Source organism: Ruegeria sp. AM2 (assembly GCF_056540685.1).
On sequence record NZ_JBQFXE010000005.1, the window covers coordinates 116,880 to 133,581 of the forward strand.

General features: G+C 56.5%; 15 protein-coding genes and 1 tRNA gene. 7 read left to right on the forward strand and 9 right to left on the reverse strand.

The window, feature by feature from the left end:
• Nucleotides 1-61: 61 nt before the first annotated feature.
• Nucleotides 62-451 carry a hypothetical protein gene (locus tag ACR0CR_RS12125; protein ID WP_480599357.1) on the reverse strand — a complete coding sequence of 130 codons (390 nt, stop codon included), beginning with the start codon at nt 449-451 and terminating at the stop codon, nt 62-64.
• Nucleotides 452-594: 143 nt separating this feature from the next.
• Between ACR0CR_RS12125 and ACR0CR_RS12130 the strand changes: the two genes are divergently transcribed.
• Nucleotides 595-1,245 carry a carbonic anhydrase gene (locus ACR0CR_RS12130; RefSeq protein ID WP_480599360.1) on the forward strand — a complete coding sequence of 217 codons (651 nt, stop codon included), beginning with the start codon at nt 595-597 and terminating at the stop codon, nt 1,243-1,245.
• 96 nt (nt 1,246-1,341) lie between these two features.
• On the forward strand, nt 1,342-1,878 hold the full coding sequence (locus tag ACR0CR_RS12135) for an SRPBCC family protein (RefSeq protein ID WP_480599362.1): 537 nt from the start codon (nt 1,342-1,344) through the stop codon (nt 1,876-1,878).
• Between the two features lie 22 nt (nt 1,879-1,900).
• Here the strand turns inward: ACR0CR_RS12135 and ACR0CR_RS12140 are convergent, their stop codons facing one another.
• The 4 genes from ACR0CR_RS12140 to ACR0CR_RS12155 all read right to left on the reverse strand — a co-directional run bounded on the left by ACR0CR_RS12140 (nt 1,901) and on the right by ACR0CR_RS12155 (nt 6,339).
• The gene (locus ACR0CR_RS12140) at nt 1,901-2,821 is read right to left on the reverse strand and encodes an endonuclease/exonuclease/phosphatase family protein (protein ID WP_480599365.1); all 921 of its coding nucleotides are present in this window, start codon (nt 2,819-2,821) and stop codon (nt 1,901-1,903) included.
• Between the two features lie 156 nt (nt 2,822-2,977).
• Nucleotides 2,978-4,000 (reverse strand): aspartate-semialdehyde dehydrogenase, encoded by a 1,023-nt coding sequence (locus tag ACR0CR_RS12145; protein WP_480599367.1) that lies wholly within the window; start codon nt 3,998-4,000, stop codon nt 2,978-2,980.
• Nucleotides 4,001-4,112: 112 nt separating this feature from the next.
• Nucleotides 4,113-5,147: a glycosyltransferase family 4 protein gene (locus tag ACR0CR_RS12150; RefSeq protein WP_480599369.1), complete on the reverse strand. Its 1,035-nt coding sequence runs from the start codon at nt 5,145-5,147 to the stop codon at nt 4,113-4,115.
• Between the two features lie 19 nt (nt 5,148-5,166).
• Nucleotides 5,167-6,339, reverse strand: coding sequence for an MFS transporter (locus ACR0CR_RS12155; protein WP_480599371.1), 1,173 nt, complete (start codon nt 6,337-6,339; stop codon nt 5,167-5,169).
• A 133-nt stretch (nt 6,340-6,472) separates the two neighbouring features.
• On the opposite strand from ACR0CR_RS12155, the gene ACR0CR_RS12160 reads away from it, so the two are divergent.
• On the forward strand, nt 6,473-7,615 hold the full coding sequence (locus tag ACR0CR_RS12160) for a DUF3095 domain-containing protein (protein WP_480599374.1): 1,143 nt from the start codon (nt 6,473-6,475) through the stop codon (nt 7,613-7,615).
• A 72-nt stretch (nt 7,616-7,687) separates the two neighbouring features.
• Nucleotides 7,688-8,131 carry a homoprotocatechuate degradation operon regulator HpaR gene (gene hpaR, locus ACR0CR_RS12165; protein WP_480599376.1) on the forward strand — a complete coding sequence of 148 codons (444 nt, stop codon included), beginning with the start codon at nt 7,688-7,690 and terminating at the stop codon, nt 8,129-8,131.
• Nucleotides 8,132-8,137: 6 nt separating this feature from the next.
• Here hpaR and ACR0CR_RS12170 read toward each other — a convergent pair whose 3' ends face one another.
• Nucleotides 8,138-9,352, reverse strand: coding sequence for a winged helix-turn-helix domain-containing protein (locus ACR0CR_RS12170; RefSeq protein ID WP_480599379.1), 1,215 nt, complete (start codon nt 9,350-9,352; stop codon nt 8,138-8,140).
• A gap of 4 nt (nt 9,353-9,356) precedes the next feature.
• Nucleotides 9,357-10,382: a LacI family DNA-binding transcriptional regulator gene (locus ACR0CR_RS12175; RefSeq protein WP_480599382.1), complete on the reverse strand. Its 1,026-nt coding sequence runs from the start codon at nt 10,380-10,382 to the stop codon at nt 9,357-9,359.
• A gap of 115 nt (nt 10,383-10,497) precedes the next feature.
• Here ACR0CR_RS12175 and ACR0CR_RS12180 point away from each other — a divergent pair.
• The 3 genes from ACR0CR_RS12180 (at nt 10,498) to ACR0CR_RS12190 (ending at nt 14,277) form a co-directional block, all read left to right on the forward strand.
• Nucleotides 10,498-10,574 (forward strand) — tRNA-Arg (locus tag ACR0CR_RS12180).
• 1,239 nt (nt 10,575-11,813) lie between these two features.
• Complete coding sequence (locus ACR0CR_RS12185; protein ID WP_480599580.1) at nt 11,814-12,428, forward strand: GNAT family N-acetyltransferase; 615 nt, start codon at nt 11,814-11,816, stop codon at nt 12,426-12,428.
• Between the two features lie 79 nt (nt 12,429-12,507).
• A complete protein-coding gene (locus tag ACR0CR_RS12190) occupies nt 12,508-14,277 on the forward strand; it encodes an adenylate/guanylate cyclase domain-containing protein (RefSeq protein ID WP_480599385.1) in 1,770 nt (589 codons plus the stop codon).
• 52 nt (nt 14,278-14,329) lie between these two features.
• Here ACR0CR_RS12190 and ACR0CR_RS12195 read toward each other — a convergent pair whose 3' ends face one another.
• Together ACR0CR_RS12195 and ACR0CR_RS12200 are read right to left on the reverse strand one after the other, a co-directional pair.
• A complete protein-coding gene (locus ACR0CR_RS12195) occupies nt 14,330-15,223 on the reverse strand; it encodes a hypothetical protein (protein ID WP_480599388.1) in 894 nt (297 codons plus the stop codon).
• A gap of 154 nt (nt 15,224-15,377) precedes the next feature.
• Nucleotides 15,378-16,676 (reverse strand): gluzincin family metallopeptidase, encoded by a 1,299-nt coding sequence (locus tag ACR0CR_RS12200; RefSeq protein WP_480599391.1) that lies wholly within the window; start codon nt 16,674-16,676, stop codon nt 15,378-15,380.
• Nucleotides 16,677-16,702 lie beyond the last annotated feature (26 nt).

Genomic DNA, 16,702 nt, shown 5'->3' on the forward strand with positions numbered 1-16,702 from the left:
GTGTCTCGGCTGGTTTGGGTCGCGCCCAGACTAGCCACCCTTGGCCTGCCTGCAACCCCGGTCAGACCGAAAGATCCTGTTGGTCCCACACGGCGGTCAGAGACCGCTCACCCACTCGGATCAGACGATTGAGCGTGGCGCCGGTAGCAACGGCATCGCCCGCGTCCACCGTCTGCGCGACGTCGCCCGCAACACGGGCCAATGCCGTCATTCCGATCTGCTCGGCAATTGCGACCAGAGATCGCGCGCATTTGCGCAGGCCAATCCAATCCTGTTGTCGCCAGAACCGTTCGCAATTTGAAAGGCGCAAGGCCAGTTCTTCAACCGTGCGGCACAAAACATCCATTGCGTTGGTATCGCCCAGCTGATGATACAGGCTGCTGAGTTGTTCTGAATCCAGCCGGACGGATTCCTTCTGTTCCAGTGTGATTATCTTTTCCACCACATTCACCCTTATTTTCATGCCCCCACGGCACGGCACAATCCTGACCCGGAATACCTTTGCAAATCCTTGCTCTGCATCCGGATAATGTCTCGAATTTTGTGCGAATTCAGGGTACAGAGCGTGTCAGTCAAGAAAACAGGGACCCGAGAATGGACTTTGCCAAACCTCTGCCGAACTATCTGGTCAAACGGTATCACGGCTGGAAAGCCACCACATATTCGGAAAATCAGGTCTGGTATCGCCGACTGGCGACCGAAGGGCAGCGCCCGCGGGCCATGGTGATTTCCTGCTGTGACAGCCGCGTTCACGTCACCTCGATCTTCGGGGCTGATCAGGGTGAGTTCTTCATTCACCGCAATATCGCCAATCTTGTGCCGCCTTACGCGCCGGATGGCGATCACCACGGCACCAGCGCCGCGATCGAATACGCGGTGACCGCGCTGAAGGTGGCGCATCTGATCGTGCTGGGCCATTCCCAGTGCGGCGGCGTGCAAGGGTGCATCGACATGTGCAAGGGACAGGCACCGCAGCTGGAGGCCAAGGACAGTTTCGTGGGTCGCTGGATGGACATTCTCAAGCCGAAATACGATCTGGTTGCCGATGTCGAGGACAGCACCGAACAGGCGCGGCAATTCGAACGGCAGGCCGTGGTCGCGTCGCTGGAAAACCTGATGACCTTTCCATTTGTATCGTCAGCGGTGGAAGATGGCGCGCTCAGCCTGCATGGTCTTTGGACCGATATCGGCGAGGGTGGTTTGCAATGCTATGACCCGGCTGAGAAGAAATTCGTGGTCGTCTGACACTAGTCAGAGTTTTGAGACGGCGCAGATCAGGTCTCTGATTTTGCGCCGTTTTTTGTTATGGTGCGCCTATGATCCACAGATTTGGAGCGTGCCATGAGATTGATCAAACGCATTTTAGTCACCTTGATTGTCCTTGTTCTGGTGCTGGTGGGCGTGTCCTACTTGTTGCCCGGTCAGGCCGAAGTATCCCGCAGCGTCACCATTGATGCGCCTGCCGCCGATATCTTTCCCTATGTGAATTCCATGCAAGAGACCGAGAAATGGTCGCCCTGGCTGTCGCGTGATCCCGAAACGAAGCTGTCTTACAGCGGCCCCGAATCAGGCGTTGGGAACACGCTGAACTGGGCCTCGGACCATCCGCAGGTCGGCACAGGATCGCAGGTCATCACCGAAAGCGTGACAGACGAAGTGGTGCGCACCGCGCTGGATTTTGGTCCTATGGGCACCGCTTTGGCCACGTTCGAATTGCAGCCTGAAGGATCGGCGACACAGGTTACCTGGGGGTTCAAAACCGAACTGGGCATGAACCCGATGTCCCGCTGGATGGGTCTGATGATGGATGGCTTTATTGGCGAGGACTATGAGCGTGGGCTGGAGAACCTAAAAACACTGGTTGAAAATGGCCAGTAGGGTGTCAGGTTTACGGGACAGCCTACCCAGGAAGGCCGATGCGTGCCTTGATGCCTTTATGGTCTGAGCCCATATAGGGCCGCAGTTCCGCCGTACCTGTTGTGCCCTTTGGAACCAGCAGGTTGTCGATCGGCATCGGCATCATCCAACTGCCGTACCAATGCGTATTCAGAATCGATCCGAAATTCTGGTTGTTTGCCGCCGTTCCAATCCGCCTGACGCTGCTGGCCCAGGGCACCATGTTGAAATCACCGGCAATCAGGACTTGGCCATCCAGTTGCTCGATGCGGCTGGCAATGCGCTTGCTTTGTTCGAACTGGTCGTAAGGGTAAGGCCATCTCAGATGGATCGAGACGACCCAGACCGGTTGCCCGTTTGGCGAGATGACTTGAACACCCGCCAACCCATCGCCGGTCACACAAAATTCGGACCCCTCCACAACGGGCAGCGATGCAAGGATCGCAACGCTTTGTTCGGGCCTGAATTCGCAGAAAACCGATGACGGGTAGTGGTCGAACAAGGGCGCCATGAATTTCTTGTTGTGGCTCGAAACCTCCTGAAGGGTTACGATATCTGCGCCCGACGCAATAATGTCATCCGTCAATTGGTAGCGTGGCCAGGCCTGCGACATCAGGTTTTTTTGATAGAGTGTCAGGCAGGACTCGTCGCAATCTCCGGCCTTTGAGATCAATCCTGATGCCACTGAACCAATTGCTACCAGACCAAAGACCAGCGAAAGCAAAGCAAAGTTCCTGGCGCGTGCAGCCAACAAAACGATCGTGGAACAGACCAACAACACGCCGACCAGTGGTCTGAGCAAAGCTATGGAGTCCGCGGCGGCAAAGTAATGTCCGGTGAATCCAAACACCGCCAGCGCCAGCAAAACAGCCGAGCACGCAAAAATCAGAAACCGGAACGGTTTGTTTGTGTTTAGAAAGCGCACGGTTTGCCCTCGTGCATCTGCCTCAGTTTATTTGCGCTTTTATGCCAACAATCCCACCGCTTGAAAACCTTGAGCAATGGATCGAGTGCTGACAAGCCGCAGATCGGGATCGTTAAAGTCGAAACGATCCCGAATTAGCGCGGCATTTAAGCAGGCTCAGCCCTTTTTCAAGACTTCCCGACCCAACAGTTCGGCAATCTGTACCGCATTCAGCGCAGCACCCTTGCGCAGGTTGTCGGATACGCACCACAGATTCAGACCGTTCTCGATCGTCGAATCCTGACGGATGCGGCTGATGAATGTCGCGAAATCGCCCGCACATTCGATGGGCGAGACGTAGCCACCGTCTTCGCGCTTGTCGATCACCATGATGCCCGGTGCCTCGCGCAGGATGTCACGGGCTTCGTCTTCGTCCAGGAATTCCTCGAACTCGATATTCACGGCCTCGGAATGGCCGACAAACACCGGAACGCGGACGCAGGTTGCTGTGACCTTGATCGACGGGTCGACGATCTTCTTGGTCTCGACAACCATTTTCCACTCTTCCTTGGTCGAGCCGTCTTCCATGAAGACGTCGATCTGCGGAATGACGTTAAAGGCGATCTGCTTCTGGAACTTCTTCGGCTCAACCTCTGTCGTGGGGTTGTAGATGGCCTTGGTCTGATCCCAAAGCTCATCCATACCCTCTTTGCCCGCACCCGAAACCGACTGATAGGTCGACACAACAACGCGCTTGATCCGCGCGCGGTCGTGCAGCGGCTTCAGCGCCACAACCATCTGCGCGGTCGAGCAGTTGGGATTGGCGATGATGTTCTTGTTTTTATAGTCGTGAATTGCCTCGGGGTTACATTCCGGCACGATCAGCGGAATCTCCGGGTCATAGCGGTAAAGCGACGAGTTATCGATCACCACACACCCAGCCGCCGCCGCCTTGGGACCATAAGTCTTTGTTGCGTCCGAGCCGATGGCGAACAGCGCCATGTCCCAGCCGGTGAAATCGAATGTGTCGATGTCCTGGGTTGTCAGTGTCTTGTCGCCAAAGCTTACTTCGGTACCCAGCGAACGACGGCTTGCCAGCACGGCAAGTTCATCGACCGGGAACTGGCGTTCCGCCAGGATGTTCAGCATTTCGCGGCCCACGTTACCCGTGGCGCCGGCGACAACGACGCGATAGCCCATTTCATGTCTCCAAAGTTAAGGACGCGCGTTCATAGCTGCGCGGCACGAAATAAAAAAGAGGTTTTGAGGTATATTTCGCGCCGTCACATCGATTTGACGCGGGTATCCGGCCCTAGCCCTCGTCCAGAAGGTGTCGATAAACCTTCACGATCGCCTCAGCCTCGCCCTCGATTCGAAAATTCTGGTCCACATGCGCTCGGGCCGCCTGACCCGCAGCGGCCAGATTGGTGCGGTCTTTCAGCATATCCTCCAGCGCTGCGGCCAAGGCCTGGGCGTTGTCTTTTTCGACCAACCGCCCGGTCTCACCATCCTTGATCTGCGCGCTGAACGCACCGACGCCGTGGCAGGCGATGGCGGGAACGCCCGAGGCCATCGCCTCGAGCGGGGTGAGGCCGAACCCTTCGTGGCGGGCCGGGGCCACAAACAGGTCGAGCGCGCGGTAGGTCTCGACGATCTCGTCCCACGGGCGTTCGCCAAGAAAGTGAACGCGGTCCGACAGACCCGCATCTGCCAGCTTTTGTTCCTGCGCGCTCTGAAACGCTTCGAACTCTTTGGTGGCGCGGCCGGTAAAAATGATCTGGGCGTCGGGATGATTGGGCAGAACTTCAATCGCCGCATCGACAAGAAGATCGACGCCTTTTTGCGGTCGGATACGTCCAAAACACCCGATCAAAACACCATCAGGAAGCCCGAGTTTCTGGCGTAGTGCGGGTTTATCCGGTTCGGGGTGAAACAGATCGGTGTTCACCCCATGCATGATCACCGTCGATGGGTGCTGCAAAAACGAAGCGGCCTGCGGCGTCGTTGCAATCAACGCGTCCATCTTTGAGATCAGCCATTTGGTGAACCCGGAGTGATCGCGTTGAGCCGCCGAGGTGAATAACAGCTTGTAGCGGCGGCGGAACAAGCCGCGCAGGGCCAAGCCCATCAGCATCTCGGTATTGCGACGCGCATGCCAGACCCGCGTTCGATTGGGCAGAAACAGAACTTTCCAAAGCCGGATATGCGGAAGATCAGGCGGCAAACCGGGGCCAGTGGCGCGGATACCGATCATCTTTTTTTGAATCGGTAGCAATCGGATCACCGTGGTGGTCACGCCCGACAGGGAATGCTTCAGGTTGGGCGCAATCACCTCAATGTCCTGCACGGGGCGGTCTCCGGTTGGTTCAGTCGATGCTGTCCCGACTGAATAGATAGATCACACAACCAATGGCAAGGGTGATAGCAAAGAACCCGAAAATAGCCGTATAGGGTGCTGTTGGTCCCAGATCAGCGCTTGCCGCGTGGATGCGACCGGTCGCGAATTGCGCCAGGCCTACGCCTCCAATACCAAAGAGGTTCAACAGGGTCACACCCCGGCCGACCAGATGCGCCGGGACAAAGGCCCGTCCGTGGGCCATGATGACCGGAAAACTGGCCCCGGCGAATCCGATGACCGCCAACAGGACTACCGATTGCCAAACGGTGCTGTCGATCCAGAAACACAGCAGACCCAAGGCAAACGCTCCAAGGGCATTTCCACCAAAAATCACCCATTTTCGGGTCTTGAGTAGCCGATCCAACGGACCATAGGCGAATGTGCCCGCGATCATCGCGGTCCCCATGATCAGCGTGGCTTGTCCGATCTGCGTCGTACTCAGATCAAACACATCTCGTAGGTAGGGACCTGCCCAAAGCCCACGCAGCGCCGCCGACGGGGCATAGGCCACCAGCATCAGCGGCAGGATCGCCCACAGGGCCGGTTCTTTGAGCAGATCCAGCACGGAACCCTTGTGTTCGGTTTCGACGCGTTCCGGGTCCTTGACAGTTGTCCAGATGCCCAAGGCCACGATGGCTGATATGATGGCCAACCCGGCCAAAGTTGCGCGCCACCCCACCCATTCCACGGCCAACGCCGTAGGGTATGAGGCCACAAGGTTTCCGACCGATCCGACGCCCAGCATTACAGCCGCCAGTGTGGCGAACTTCGCTGGGGGGAACTGGCGGGCGAAGATGAAATAGGACGCCATTAGCACCGGTGAGCAACCTACACCGATCAAAGCCATCGCAAGGCTGACATGAATGGGTGCCGTCGCAAACGCAAAGAGCGCCGCGCCGCCCGCGCCACCGACCAACAGCAAGATGGCCGAACTGCGCCGCGGCCCGATCCGGTCCAGCGCCCAGCCGACCGGAATTTGCATGCCGGCAAATACCAAAAACCAAAGCCCAGATGCGAAAGCCAGATCTTCAGCCGTGGCGCCGATATCGCGGCCCAGATCGACAGTCAGAACGGCCAAAAACGCGCGGAAAAACTGGCTGAGCACATAGGCCAGACACAAAACCACCAATCCTGCCTGCATTTCCGTCCTCCTCGCGGGTCTGCTTGACACGTCCAAAGACCATGCACAAGCTTGTGTAGTCTGTTGCAAGGGGCTGAAATGCTTCACGATTGAGCTATCTGCGGATCAGACAAAAGTGATTTCAGGGAAGATTATGACCGCCTCGGACAGCAATTTTTATGAAACGATTCCTATTTCGGAAGATTTCGTTGGTCTCAGCGACCCTTCGCAATTTACGCCATTGCCAGCAGATTGGGTGCTTGGTGTCGCAGATATTGTGGACTCGACAGGTGAGATTGCGCGCGGTCGATATAAGACAGTCAACATGGTCGGTGCTGCCGTTATCTCGGGCATGATCAACGCGCTGGGAGGGAAGGTTTTTCCTTATGTTTTCGGAGGCGACGGCGCAGCCTTTGCCGTTCCCGCCTCTGATACAGAAGCGGCGCGGCAGACATTGGCGGCGTTGCGCAGTTGGGCCAAGGCAGAGTTCCAGATCGCACTGCGGGCGGCGCTTGTGCCGGTATCCGATATCCGGGCCGCAGGGCGCGATCTGCGCGTGGCCCGGTATGCACCTTCTTCGGGTGTAGACTATGCGATGTTTTCCGGCGGCGGGTTGGCCTGGGCCGAGGCGCGTATGAAAGCGGGCGAGGGTCTGGTTCCCACGGCCGGACCAGACGAGCAGCCAGACCTGACCGGGCTGTCTTGCAGGTGGTCGAATAGCCGCGCTCGACATGGCCAGATCGTCTCATTGGTGATTCAGCCTGAAACAGACTCTAATGAAAAGGATTTTGCCGATCTGGCCCAATCCGTTCTGTCTATTGCCGAGGCGCTGGAACGCGCCGGTCATCCGGTTCCGGCGAATGGCCCGCCAATCAACTGGCCACCGCCGGGGGTTGGAATTGACGCCCACGTATCGCGCGCTGGGCGCAATCTGACCGCTCAGAAGCTGCGGCTGCTGATCGGGAATTTGCTGATCGCCTTATTGTTCAAATCGGGCCTGCGTTTGGGTCAATTTGAGCCTGCGCATTACAAGAAAATGGTCAGCCGCAACGCCGACTTTCGCAAATTCGATGATGGGTTGAAAATGACGCTGGATTGCGATTCCGAGACTCTGTCGCAGATCACTCTGCTGCTGGAGGACGCGCAAGCCAAGGGCAAAATTCGCTTTGGTTTGCACGCCCAACAAGAAGCCATGATGACCTGCTTTGTTCCATCGGCAACGCAGGACGATCACGTCCATTTCGTGGATGGTGCGTCTGGGGGGTATGCGCAGGCCGCTTTGACTATGCGGGGCTAGCCTGGAGCAGGAAAATCCAATTCAGCCCAGTTCAAAACTTGCTATACTCTTGGAATTCGGCGAAAATCACGTATGACCGGCGATCTTCCACTGACGTCACGCTCTTTGCCGATTGCTTTGCTGCGGGCAAGGGAAAAGGTCATGGGGCCTATTCGCGCGGTGTTGGCCGATGTCGGCGTCACCGAACAGCAATGGCGCGTGCTGCGGGTTTTGAATGAAGAGGGCCCGCAGGAGCCGACACAAATCGCCGATCGTGCCTGTCTGCTTTTGCCAAGCTTGACGCGGATACTGAAAAACCTGGAAGAAAAAAACCTGATCGCGCGGCGTCCCGACCCCAATGACGGGCGGCGGCAGATCGTTGAGATCAGCGAAGAAGGCAAAAAGATTATCTACGCCAATCTCGAAGCGATCAAACAACAGGCCGAGGAAACGCGAAGATTGCTGGGGCGTGAGCGCCACGAATTGCTGCTGGACCTGTTGGGCGAGCTGCACGCGCTTGATCAGAAAGAAGCATAGAAGACCCTATTTTGGGTCTTTTAGCCAGTTTTTCGCAAATTCCACACGTCCTACGTTGGCGAACCGACACACGCGATCCAGCTCGGCCTCCAACCTACGCGTTCGGGCATCCGTCCATTTGACCGATCGTTCCGGCCAAACTGCGTTGACCAGAAGCACGTCCTTGTCCCGCCAAGCTTTCATGTCGATCCGACCGACCAACTTGTCTTTCTCAAGCAAGGGAAAGACGTAATAGCCGTAGACGCGTTTGGGGGCCGGGACAAATACTTCAATCCTGTAGTAGAACCCAAACAGGCGCTCGGCGCGGTTGCGATCGCGCAGCATCGGGTCAAAGGGGCTGAGAACCCTCATCCGCCCGGGCGCGGGAGATAACGACGTGTTTTTGTCGATCAGGTCCGGACGCGCAAATACTTTGCGTGACCGCCCATCTGCGCATTCGACAGAGATTTCTTCGATTTTGCCCTTTATCAGAGCCTCTTCTGCCCATATTTTTGCCTCTGCCGGGCGCACTGTATCCCAAAATGCGGCCAGCTCTCCGGACGTGGCAAATCCCAACCGGTCCAGCGCTGCATTGCACAACCAGTCTATGGTTTCGGCCTCATCGCATGGGACGGTTTCCGGTCTCAGATGTTCGTCAATCACGCGCTCGGTCAGGTCATAGCGTTTCTGGAACCCGTCTCGACCAATGACGGTGAGCGCACCTGACCTCCAAAGGTATTCCAGCGCGGTTTTGGACGGATGCCAGTCCCACCAGCCGCCCGAGCTCTTCTTTTCGTCCTGACCAACATCCGCAGAACAAACAGGTCCATGATCACGAATGTGGCTCAGGACGTCGCTGAATTTCTGCTCATACCCGTCCCGGCGCCAGTTTTTCCAGCGTGCTTTCAGCAGTTCTGCATCCCGCTGAAACCGCAGATGCCAATGTTGGTAAAACTCCATCGGGATGACAGCTGCGTCATGTGTCCAGTGTTCGAACAACGCCCGGTCCCGTTCGTAGAGACGTTTGAGGTGGGGCGGTCGATATGCAGGTCTGCGCGCATACAGGATCATGTCATGGGCGCGAGCAACGGTGTTGATGCTGTCAAGCTGCACGAACCCAAGCCGATGGATCAGATTCAGAAGATCGGCACCCTTGGCCCCTCCGGCGGGTTGTTCAAGCAAGGCATGGCGATCCATAAAGATCGCGCGCGCGCTTCGATTGTCGAGCTGTCGAAGTGTCACCCGTTTAGCGCCGCTTGAGCGTGTCACCAAAGCTGATTTTGGGGGTCAGTGTGATGCGGGTTTCAATCTCGGCCTCAGGGTTTTGAAGCTGGTTCGCGATAATCTCGGCCGCCTGACGACCGATCTCCAGTCGGCAGGCATCCATCGTCGCCAGCTTTCGCGGCAACCCCTGCAACAGTTCAACATTGTTGAATCCCGCCAGACCAATCTGTCCGGGAACGTCGATGCCCTGATCCAGCAGATACAACAGGCCACCCGCCCCGATCATGTCGTTTGAATAATAAAGAAAATCCAACTCGGGTGATCGGTCCAGCATCGCCTTTGTCATCTCTCGCCCCTTGGCCAGAGCAGATCCACCCGAGTAGAACTCGCGATCTTCAATCTCGATGCCGTGCTTGCCCAGAACTTCGGTAAATCCTTCGAACCGCTTCCGCGCGCGGTGATCCAACGGCATCTTAGTGCCCATAAACCCGATATGTTCGTACCCGGCCTTCAAAATCGCCTGCGCCATTTCGCGCCCAGCGCGGCGGTGCGAAATGCCCACCATCGCATCCACGGGTTTGCCGTCGGTGTCCATGATCTCGACAACCGGAATACCCGCCGAATCCAGCATGGCACGAGCCGCTTCGGTATGCTCAAGCCCCGCAATAATCACACCCGAAGGCCGCCACGAGAGCATCTCGTACAGAACCTTTTCTTCTTTCTCGGGCAGATAATCGGTGACACCGACCACCGGCTGCAACTCCGTGTCCTCGAGCACCTGGTTGACCCCGGTCAGAACTTCGGGAAACACCATGTTGGACAGAGAGGGTATGATCACGGCGACCAGATTGACCCGGCTGGAAGCCAGAGCGCCCGCGATCTTGTTGGGCACATATCCCAGCTCTTTCGCGGCGGCCAGAACGCGCGTGCGCGTGGCGTCCGATACGTCTCCCCGATTTCGCAGCACCCGGCTGACTGTCATTTCAGAAACTCCGGACGCCTCCGAGACATCGCGGAGGGTAAGCGGGCGTTTAGTTTCAGTTGTCACCGGGGGCACCTGCATTGTTTGTTTGGTCAATGGTAGCGTGAACAGGGCGATCTGTTCAACTGTTGCGCAAAACACAAGACACGGTAAAAAGAGCCGGATACAGACAGCTTTACACGGCCCCGTGGCTCAACTGGATAGAGCAGCCCCCTCCTAAGGGGCAGGTTGCAGGTTCGAATCCTGCCGGGGTCGCCAGAGCGTTTTTCGGGAACGTCTATTTTGAATCAGAGTGAATAAGCGTTGATTCAGGCCGCCGGCTTGGAAGATGCGAAGTGTTCCCGTTTCCCCGGAACCCGGGTGCGACGCGCCAAACTCGTACCCCCTCAAAAATCGTAGACCCTCTTGGACGCGTCGCAAGTCTGGAGTAATTCGCGCAGATGACTAGAATATGTCGGCCAGATTAAGTTTCCGTGCCGATCCGATGGCGTGCGTCGGACATTCCCGAGGTCGAATTGTGGGGAAACTCGTGGGGCGGCACGCTGCACTCATAACCCCCTCTATGTCCAGTAAAAAACTGGTACGTGCTAAAATCAAAACATGCCGCCCACGGTGACAGTTTGTCATTGTGGCGGAATTGTGTCCACGAAATCAAAGGAAACGGACTGTTACTGAATCCGAAACCATGGCGAATAGTGGCGAAACCTAAGGGATTTCCCCAATTTTCGTGATTCTGTTCCACTGGTACGGTGATCACAACGGACCGCTTCAATCGATCCGTGTACCCCCTCAGGAGGGGCTGGCCTTAACCCACTCACCCACGCCAGCCCCTCAGATTTCCGAGCAGATGCAAGATATCCTTCCGGGCGGGATGCCAGCGCTTTTGGTCAGCACAGGCCGCATGTGCGCTGAAGCACCTGGATGTATCCGTTTTCGGATTTTGTCGGTTGCCCGACGGGCACCCATCCCTGGCCGGCGCTTTTGTCCACAGTAGCGATCAATTGTTGCAGTGTGTGCGCTTCAATTCTCTTTTGGATGTGGGTCATGCAACGATCTCCTCATAAAATAATGAAAGAGATATGGAGAGCGGGCCCGGGTGCCGCTTTCAGATTTCAGCCATTTTTTTGTCAGAAAAGGTCAAAGGCTCTATAACGAAAACGGGCGCGCCTAAGAAAGCGCGCCCAGTCACAGGGAGGACAATGAAATTCTGCGCTCTGAACTCAACATGAGCGCCAACTCGTTAACACCATCAGATTAGTCGGCAATGCATGTGCGGTCTGTGACCCCGCTCACACATGATGCAGTTTTTTTAGTCTTCATCAGGTATCTGCCGAAACAAGCGTACGAATAGGCGATCTGCCGCATCCCACACACGTAGCACGAAAAACTGATTTCTTGTTTTACACTCTATTGTGGTAGTATCGTCCGCATAGTTTATTGTTTTTCATTTCAGGGGGCGGTTTTCCTTTGTCCAATTCTTCGACCAGATTGTTTAAGTTGCGCCCATTGGAGAAGGTGGATCTTGAGAGTGTCGCGCGCTGGTTTCAGGACGTCGAGGATCTAGCGTTTTTTGATCGCACGTCGCGTGTGCCGCTAAACCTTTTGCAGACCGAAGAGATCTGGGGCGACGCCGTTTGTGCGACGCGCGATTGCGGTAAGTGCTGGTTCATCATTGAATCCGAGTCCGGTCAGCGCCAAGGCATGGTCGGTCTGGAAGCGATTTCACAGGTTAACCGCGACGCGGTCATTCCGGTCTTCATCGACAAGTCGGTTCGGCGCCAGGGCGTTGCGGTCCGCGCAATAGCGCTGCTTCTGGATTTCGGTTTCAAGCAATTGGGTCTCAATCGCATAACGTCCTACTACCGGGCGGATAATCACATCAGTCGCGACCTTATCAGTCAGGTTGGATGCAAAATCGAAGGCACCATGCGTCAGGCCTGGTATGCCAATGGTCAATTCCATGACATGGTGGTTGTCGGTTTGCTGCACCAAGAATGGATGGAGCATCGAAAGGAACTTATCCGCCAGCTGGGGCATGAAACGGTGGTGACGTTTGGGCCCAATACACCGTCCGGCTGGTGCTGGCCGCCTCTGTCTGCGGGCGATAATTGAAAATTCACGCGCAGTCGACCAAAAATTTGATACATATTATTCGTCGGATTCGACGATATAGAAAAGTCGAGTATTATCAGTGAACAATGGCAGGTCAGAAAGACCGATCAAACAAAAGCTTGGGGCGGTACTGTTTGCCGATGTCGTCGGCTACTCGCGACTGATGAGCGAGAACGAGTTTGATACATATAACGCATTGAAATCGCTTTTGTCCCAACTTGAAGCCGCCAGCGCTCGGTACGATGGGGATGTCGTCGAGGTGCGCGGCGACGGTATTTTCATGCTGTTTGAGACGGCCACAAGCGCCGTTGAATTCGGTGTCGAATTGCATCGCATCGCCGCACAGCACAATGCCGACCAGACGCCTCAGCAACAAATCAAGTTTCGGGCAGGCGTCCATTTGGGTGAAGTGCTGTTGGATGAACGCGGCGTGCATGGCGACAATGTGAACATCGCTGCCAGGCTCCAGGAAATAGCTGAGCCAGAGCGCGTCTATGTCAGTTCCGCGGTTTATGACCAGATACGCAACCGGCTGCGTTATGGGTATGAGTTTCTGGGGCCCAAACAGCTCAAAAATATCCTGTCACCGGTGCCGACCTATTGCGTCCGCAGCGAGGTTGAAGGCGTAACCATGGCCGCGACCCTGCGGCCCGAGATGAGCCCTCAGGTGTTGGAACGCCCGGACATGCCTTCTGTTGCCGTGCTGCCCTTTGTCAGTCAGGGCGGGGAGGAAGATGACAACTGGATCGCCGAAGGCCTGACAGACGACATCATTATGAACTTGTCCAAGTTCCGAAACCTGTTCGTCATCGCCCGGAATTCTTCGTTCTTTTTCAAGGCTCAATCCATGGCCCCGCAAGAGGCCGCGCGCCGGCTGAATGTCCGCTATATCGCGCGTGGGAATGTGCGCCGGTCGTCCAGTCGGATACGGATTACCGCCGAGCTGATTGATGCCAAAAGCGAACGCACTATCTGGGCCGAGCGGTTTGACCGAAAGCTTGATGACATCTTTGATATTCTCGATGAGGTCACGGATTGTATTGTCGCAGCCACGGCCGTGATGATCGAGTCACACGAAAAACAGCGCATGGTGCAGTCGGTCCCATCCGATCTTCAGGCCTATGGCTCGGTGCTGCGCGGTCAGCACCACATCTTCAAATACACGCGCCAGGACAACCGCGAAGCGCAACATTGCTACGAGTCTGCTCTGGAGCGCGACGAAGGCTATGCGCGGGCGGCGGCGGCCTTGTCGCGGACGCTGAACATCGACTGGCGCTATTCCTGGACCGAAGACCCCAACGCGGCGCTGGACAAGGCATTGTCGTTGGCGCAGCGCGCGGTGGATCTGGACCCGACCGATGCCCGAGGATTTGGCGAGCTTGGGTTTGTGCAGCTTTATCGCAAGGAACATGACTCGGCGATCGAGTCCTATAAACGTGCGCTGTCGCTGAACCCCAACGATGCGGACATGCACTCGGACTATGCGGATGCGTTGGCCCATTCCGGCGACAATGAAACCGCGATCAAACATCTGCAGCAGGCGATGCGATTGAACCCCTATTTCCCGGATCAGTACCTCTGGCATCTAGGCGGGGCCTATTACAATCTCAAACGCTATGATGATGTGATCACTTCGGTCAACAAGATGAACAACCCGACCGAGGGGCAGCGGATGCTGGCCGCCAGCCACGCGCAGCTTGGAAATATGGATATCGCGCGCCAGATTGCCGACAAGCACCGGACGGCACATCCCAATTTCTCATTGTCGCGCTGGGCCAAAGTGCTACCAGACCGGCTGGAAGACGACACCCAGCACTTTGTCGACGGGCTGAAGAAGGCCGGGTTCTAAACGCAAAAGGGGCGCGCATTCGGCACGCCCCCATTCAGGTATCTCGTTCTAATCAGTCGCCGCGCGCTTTTGCACCGCTGACTTTCGCGCCGCTGACCTTGGCCCCACTGACTTTGGCACCACTGACCTTTGCGCCACTCACTTTCGCGCCGCTGACTTTTGCTCCGCTGATCGCGGGGCTGTCGAAGCCGAAGAAAATATCAAGCAGCACTTGTTCGAACTGGCCTGTCATGACGTCCATCCGAATGGTGTAGTCCGCCTTGTCGTAATTCCAGACACGGATGTCGTCAGCGATCTGGAAATCGGCCGCTGCAACGCCACTCAACGAAGGATCGTTCGGAGCGCGGGACGCAAGATCGCCTGGCTTGTTGCCGTCGGTTGCGCTGACACCTTTGCCATGAACCAGAAAAACGGTCGGTTCGGGCAGGTCGAAATAGGTTCCTTCATAGGAAAAGCCGTAAATCCGGGCCAGACGGGCGTTGTCTCCGTACTGGTCCTTGAGCTGCTTGTTGGCCCCCAGCTTTTCTGAAAGCTGCTTCCTGAACCTGAATTCCTGTCGAAAAGGTGCACCGCTGGTATCGGAAATCTGCTCCCAATAGGTGTCCGCGTAGTCGTCGCCATCGGTGATTTTGACCAGGTCATCCTCGTCGACCTTTGTGCGGTTCTTCAGCTGATATTTGGCTGGATCACCTGAATCCACGACCACTTTGTATAGACCGGCGCGCTTTTTCCCATAGGCTACGACCAGCACCGGGTCATCATCGGCCACCGTGGCGCCATCGATAGTGTCATTAGCCACTGAAAGGTCTGTCTTGAGCGGGATTTTGTCGATGGCCAGCAGCCGGGCGTCAACGTCCGCGGTCGCTTTAGCCGTCTTGATTTTCAGATCATGAAGCAAGCGCCCAAACAATAACACTTCGGAAAAACTGAGTAAGGATTCGGACATATCAAATTCTCCCTATGACGGGATTGACGACGTCCAAGACCTCATCTCCCCCCTCTCGCATGGCGCGTGAAAAGCGCGCCTCGTTTCTAAAACAATCACCCCGTGGGCGTAAAATGCCACAAAACAGCCAAAAATTAAAGCCGCTTGCGGATCCTCAGTCCGGCACACGGGTGCGTACGGATGAGGCATGGCTTGTCGCGTCCGGTTCCGCCAACCGCGGGCCAGCGGTTGTCAGGCCGATATCGCGCATGCGAAAATTGCCTTCGATGATCTGGCGGAATGCGCCGCCGGTGATCTCCTGATCCACGACCAGCAATGCGCGTTCAACACCGAAATAGCTGAGCATGTCGGCATCCAGCATGCTCCAAGCATCCGCAAGGTAAGAGCCCAGAAAATCCCGTGCCTCCAACAAGGCAGTACGGAAGCCATCCGGGTTTTCGGCATAGCGGGCGTCAAACATCTGCTGCATTACGTCGCTGTATTCCGGAGATCCTTCCAACTCATCCGACAGGTGCTCCATCTCGGGCGTGATCAGATCGTGGACCAACAGGCGTTCGTGATAGATATCGACCAGAATGTCGAACATGGCCCCTGTCAGAGGTTCCGACAACGCGTGTTCGCTGGACCAGCCTTGGGTGAATTCCGACAAAACCCGGTCGTTGGTGGCAATTCTGATCTGCGCATTGTGCGAGAGTTCGGCAAACCGACTGAGGCGGTTGAACGTGTAAAGGTTGCCGCGCGTATTTTGCAGCAGTTCCTCGACAACCGACCCGAAATGCAACGATGCCAGCAGTGCGACCATATCGGCGGCAGATTCATGGAACCCGTAATACTCGCCTGAGGCGTCACCATTAGATGGCATCCCGATCACGCTGTAGATGATCGCGTGACCGATCTCATGGGCGACCACATCGAAGTTCAGGCTATAGGCGCGGTATTCATCGCCGTGATCCCATGTCCCTCCGGTTTCCAGAAACCCCCAGCCGATATGCGCGTTGTCGAGGCTGGGCAGCAGCGACAGTTCCAACCGGTCAAAGTCGCGGCGGAAATGCCAGGGAATGGGGCGGTCAAAATACCCTTCCCACACATCCATCGTGAAATGCGCAGACCCGAACAGGTGGGCGGCCTCGAAACTGGGGTCTGAGGGGTCAATGTGGATGAAATTGCCAAACTCATCCGGTTCGGGCGGTGGTTGGATGTAGCCGTCCCAGGGTGGCAGATACATCTGCTCGCCGCCGGGGCCGGGCACCATGGCTCCGTAGGGCGTCGTCTTGCCCACCGGGTTCACGGTATACATGCGTGGGCCCGAGGGACCTGCCCCAATCGTGCCGGGAGGGGCCGAGATTTCCACAAGTTCTAACTGGGCATCCGGTTCCAAAAATGGCGATTGCGGATACAGCAGGAACCGGGTGCCCGGTGCCTCGTCTTCGGCTTGTTCGGGCCAGATCGTCATATTCACCTCCCCCGCTATGCCCCTTT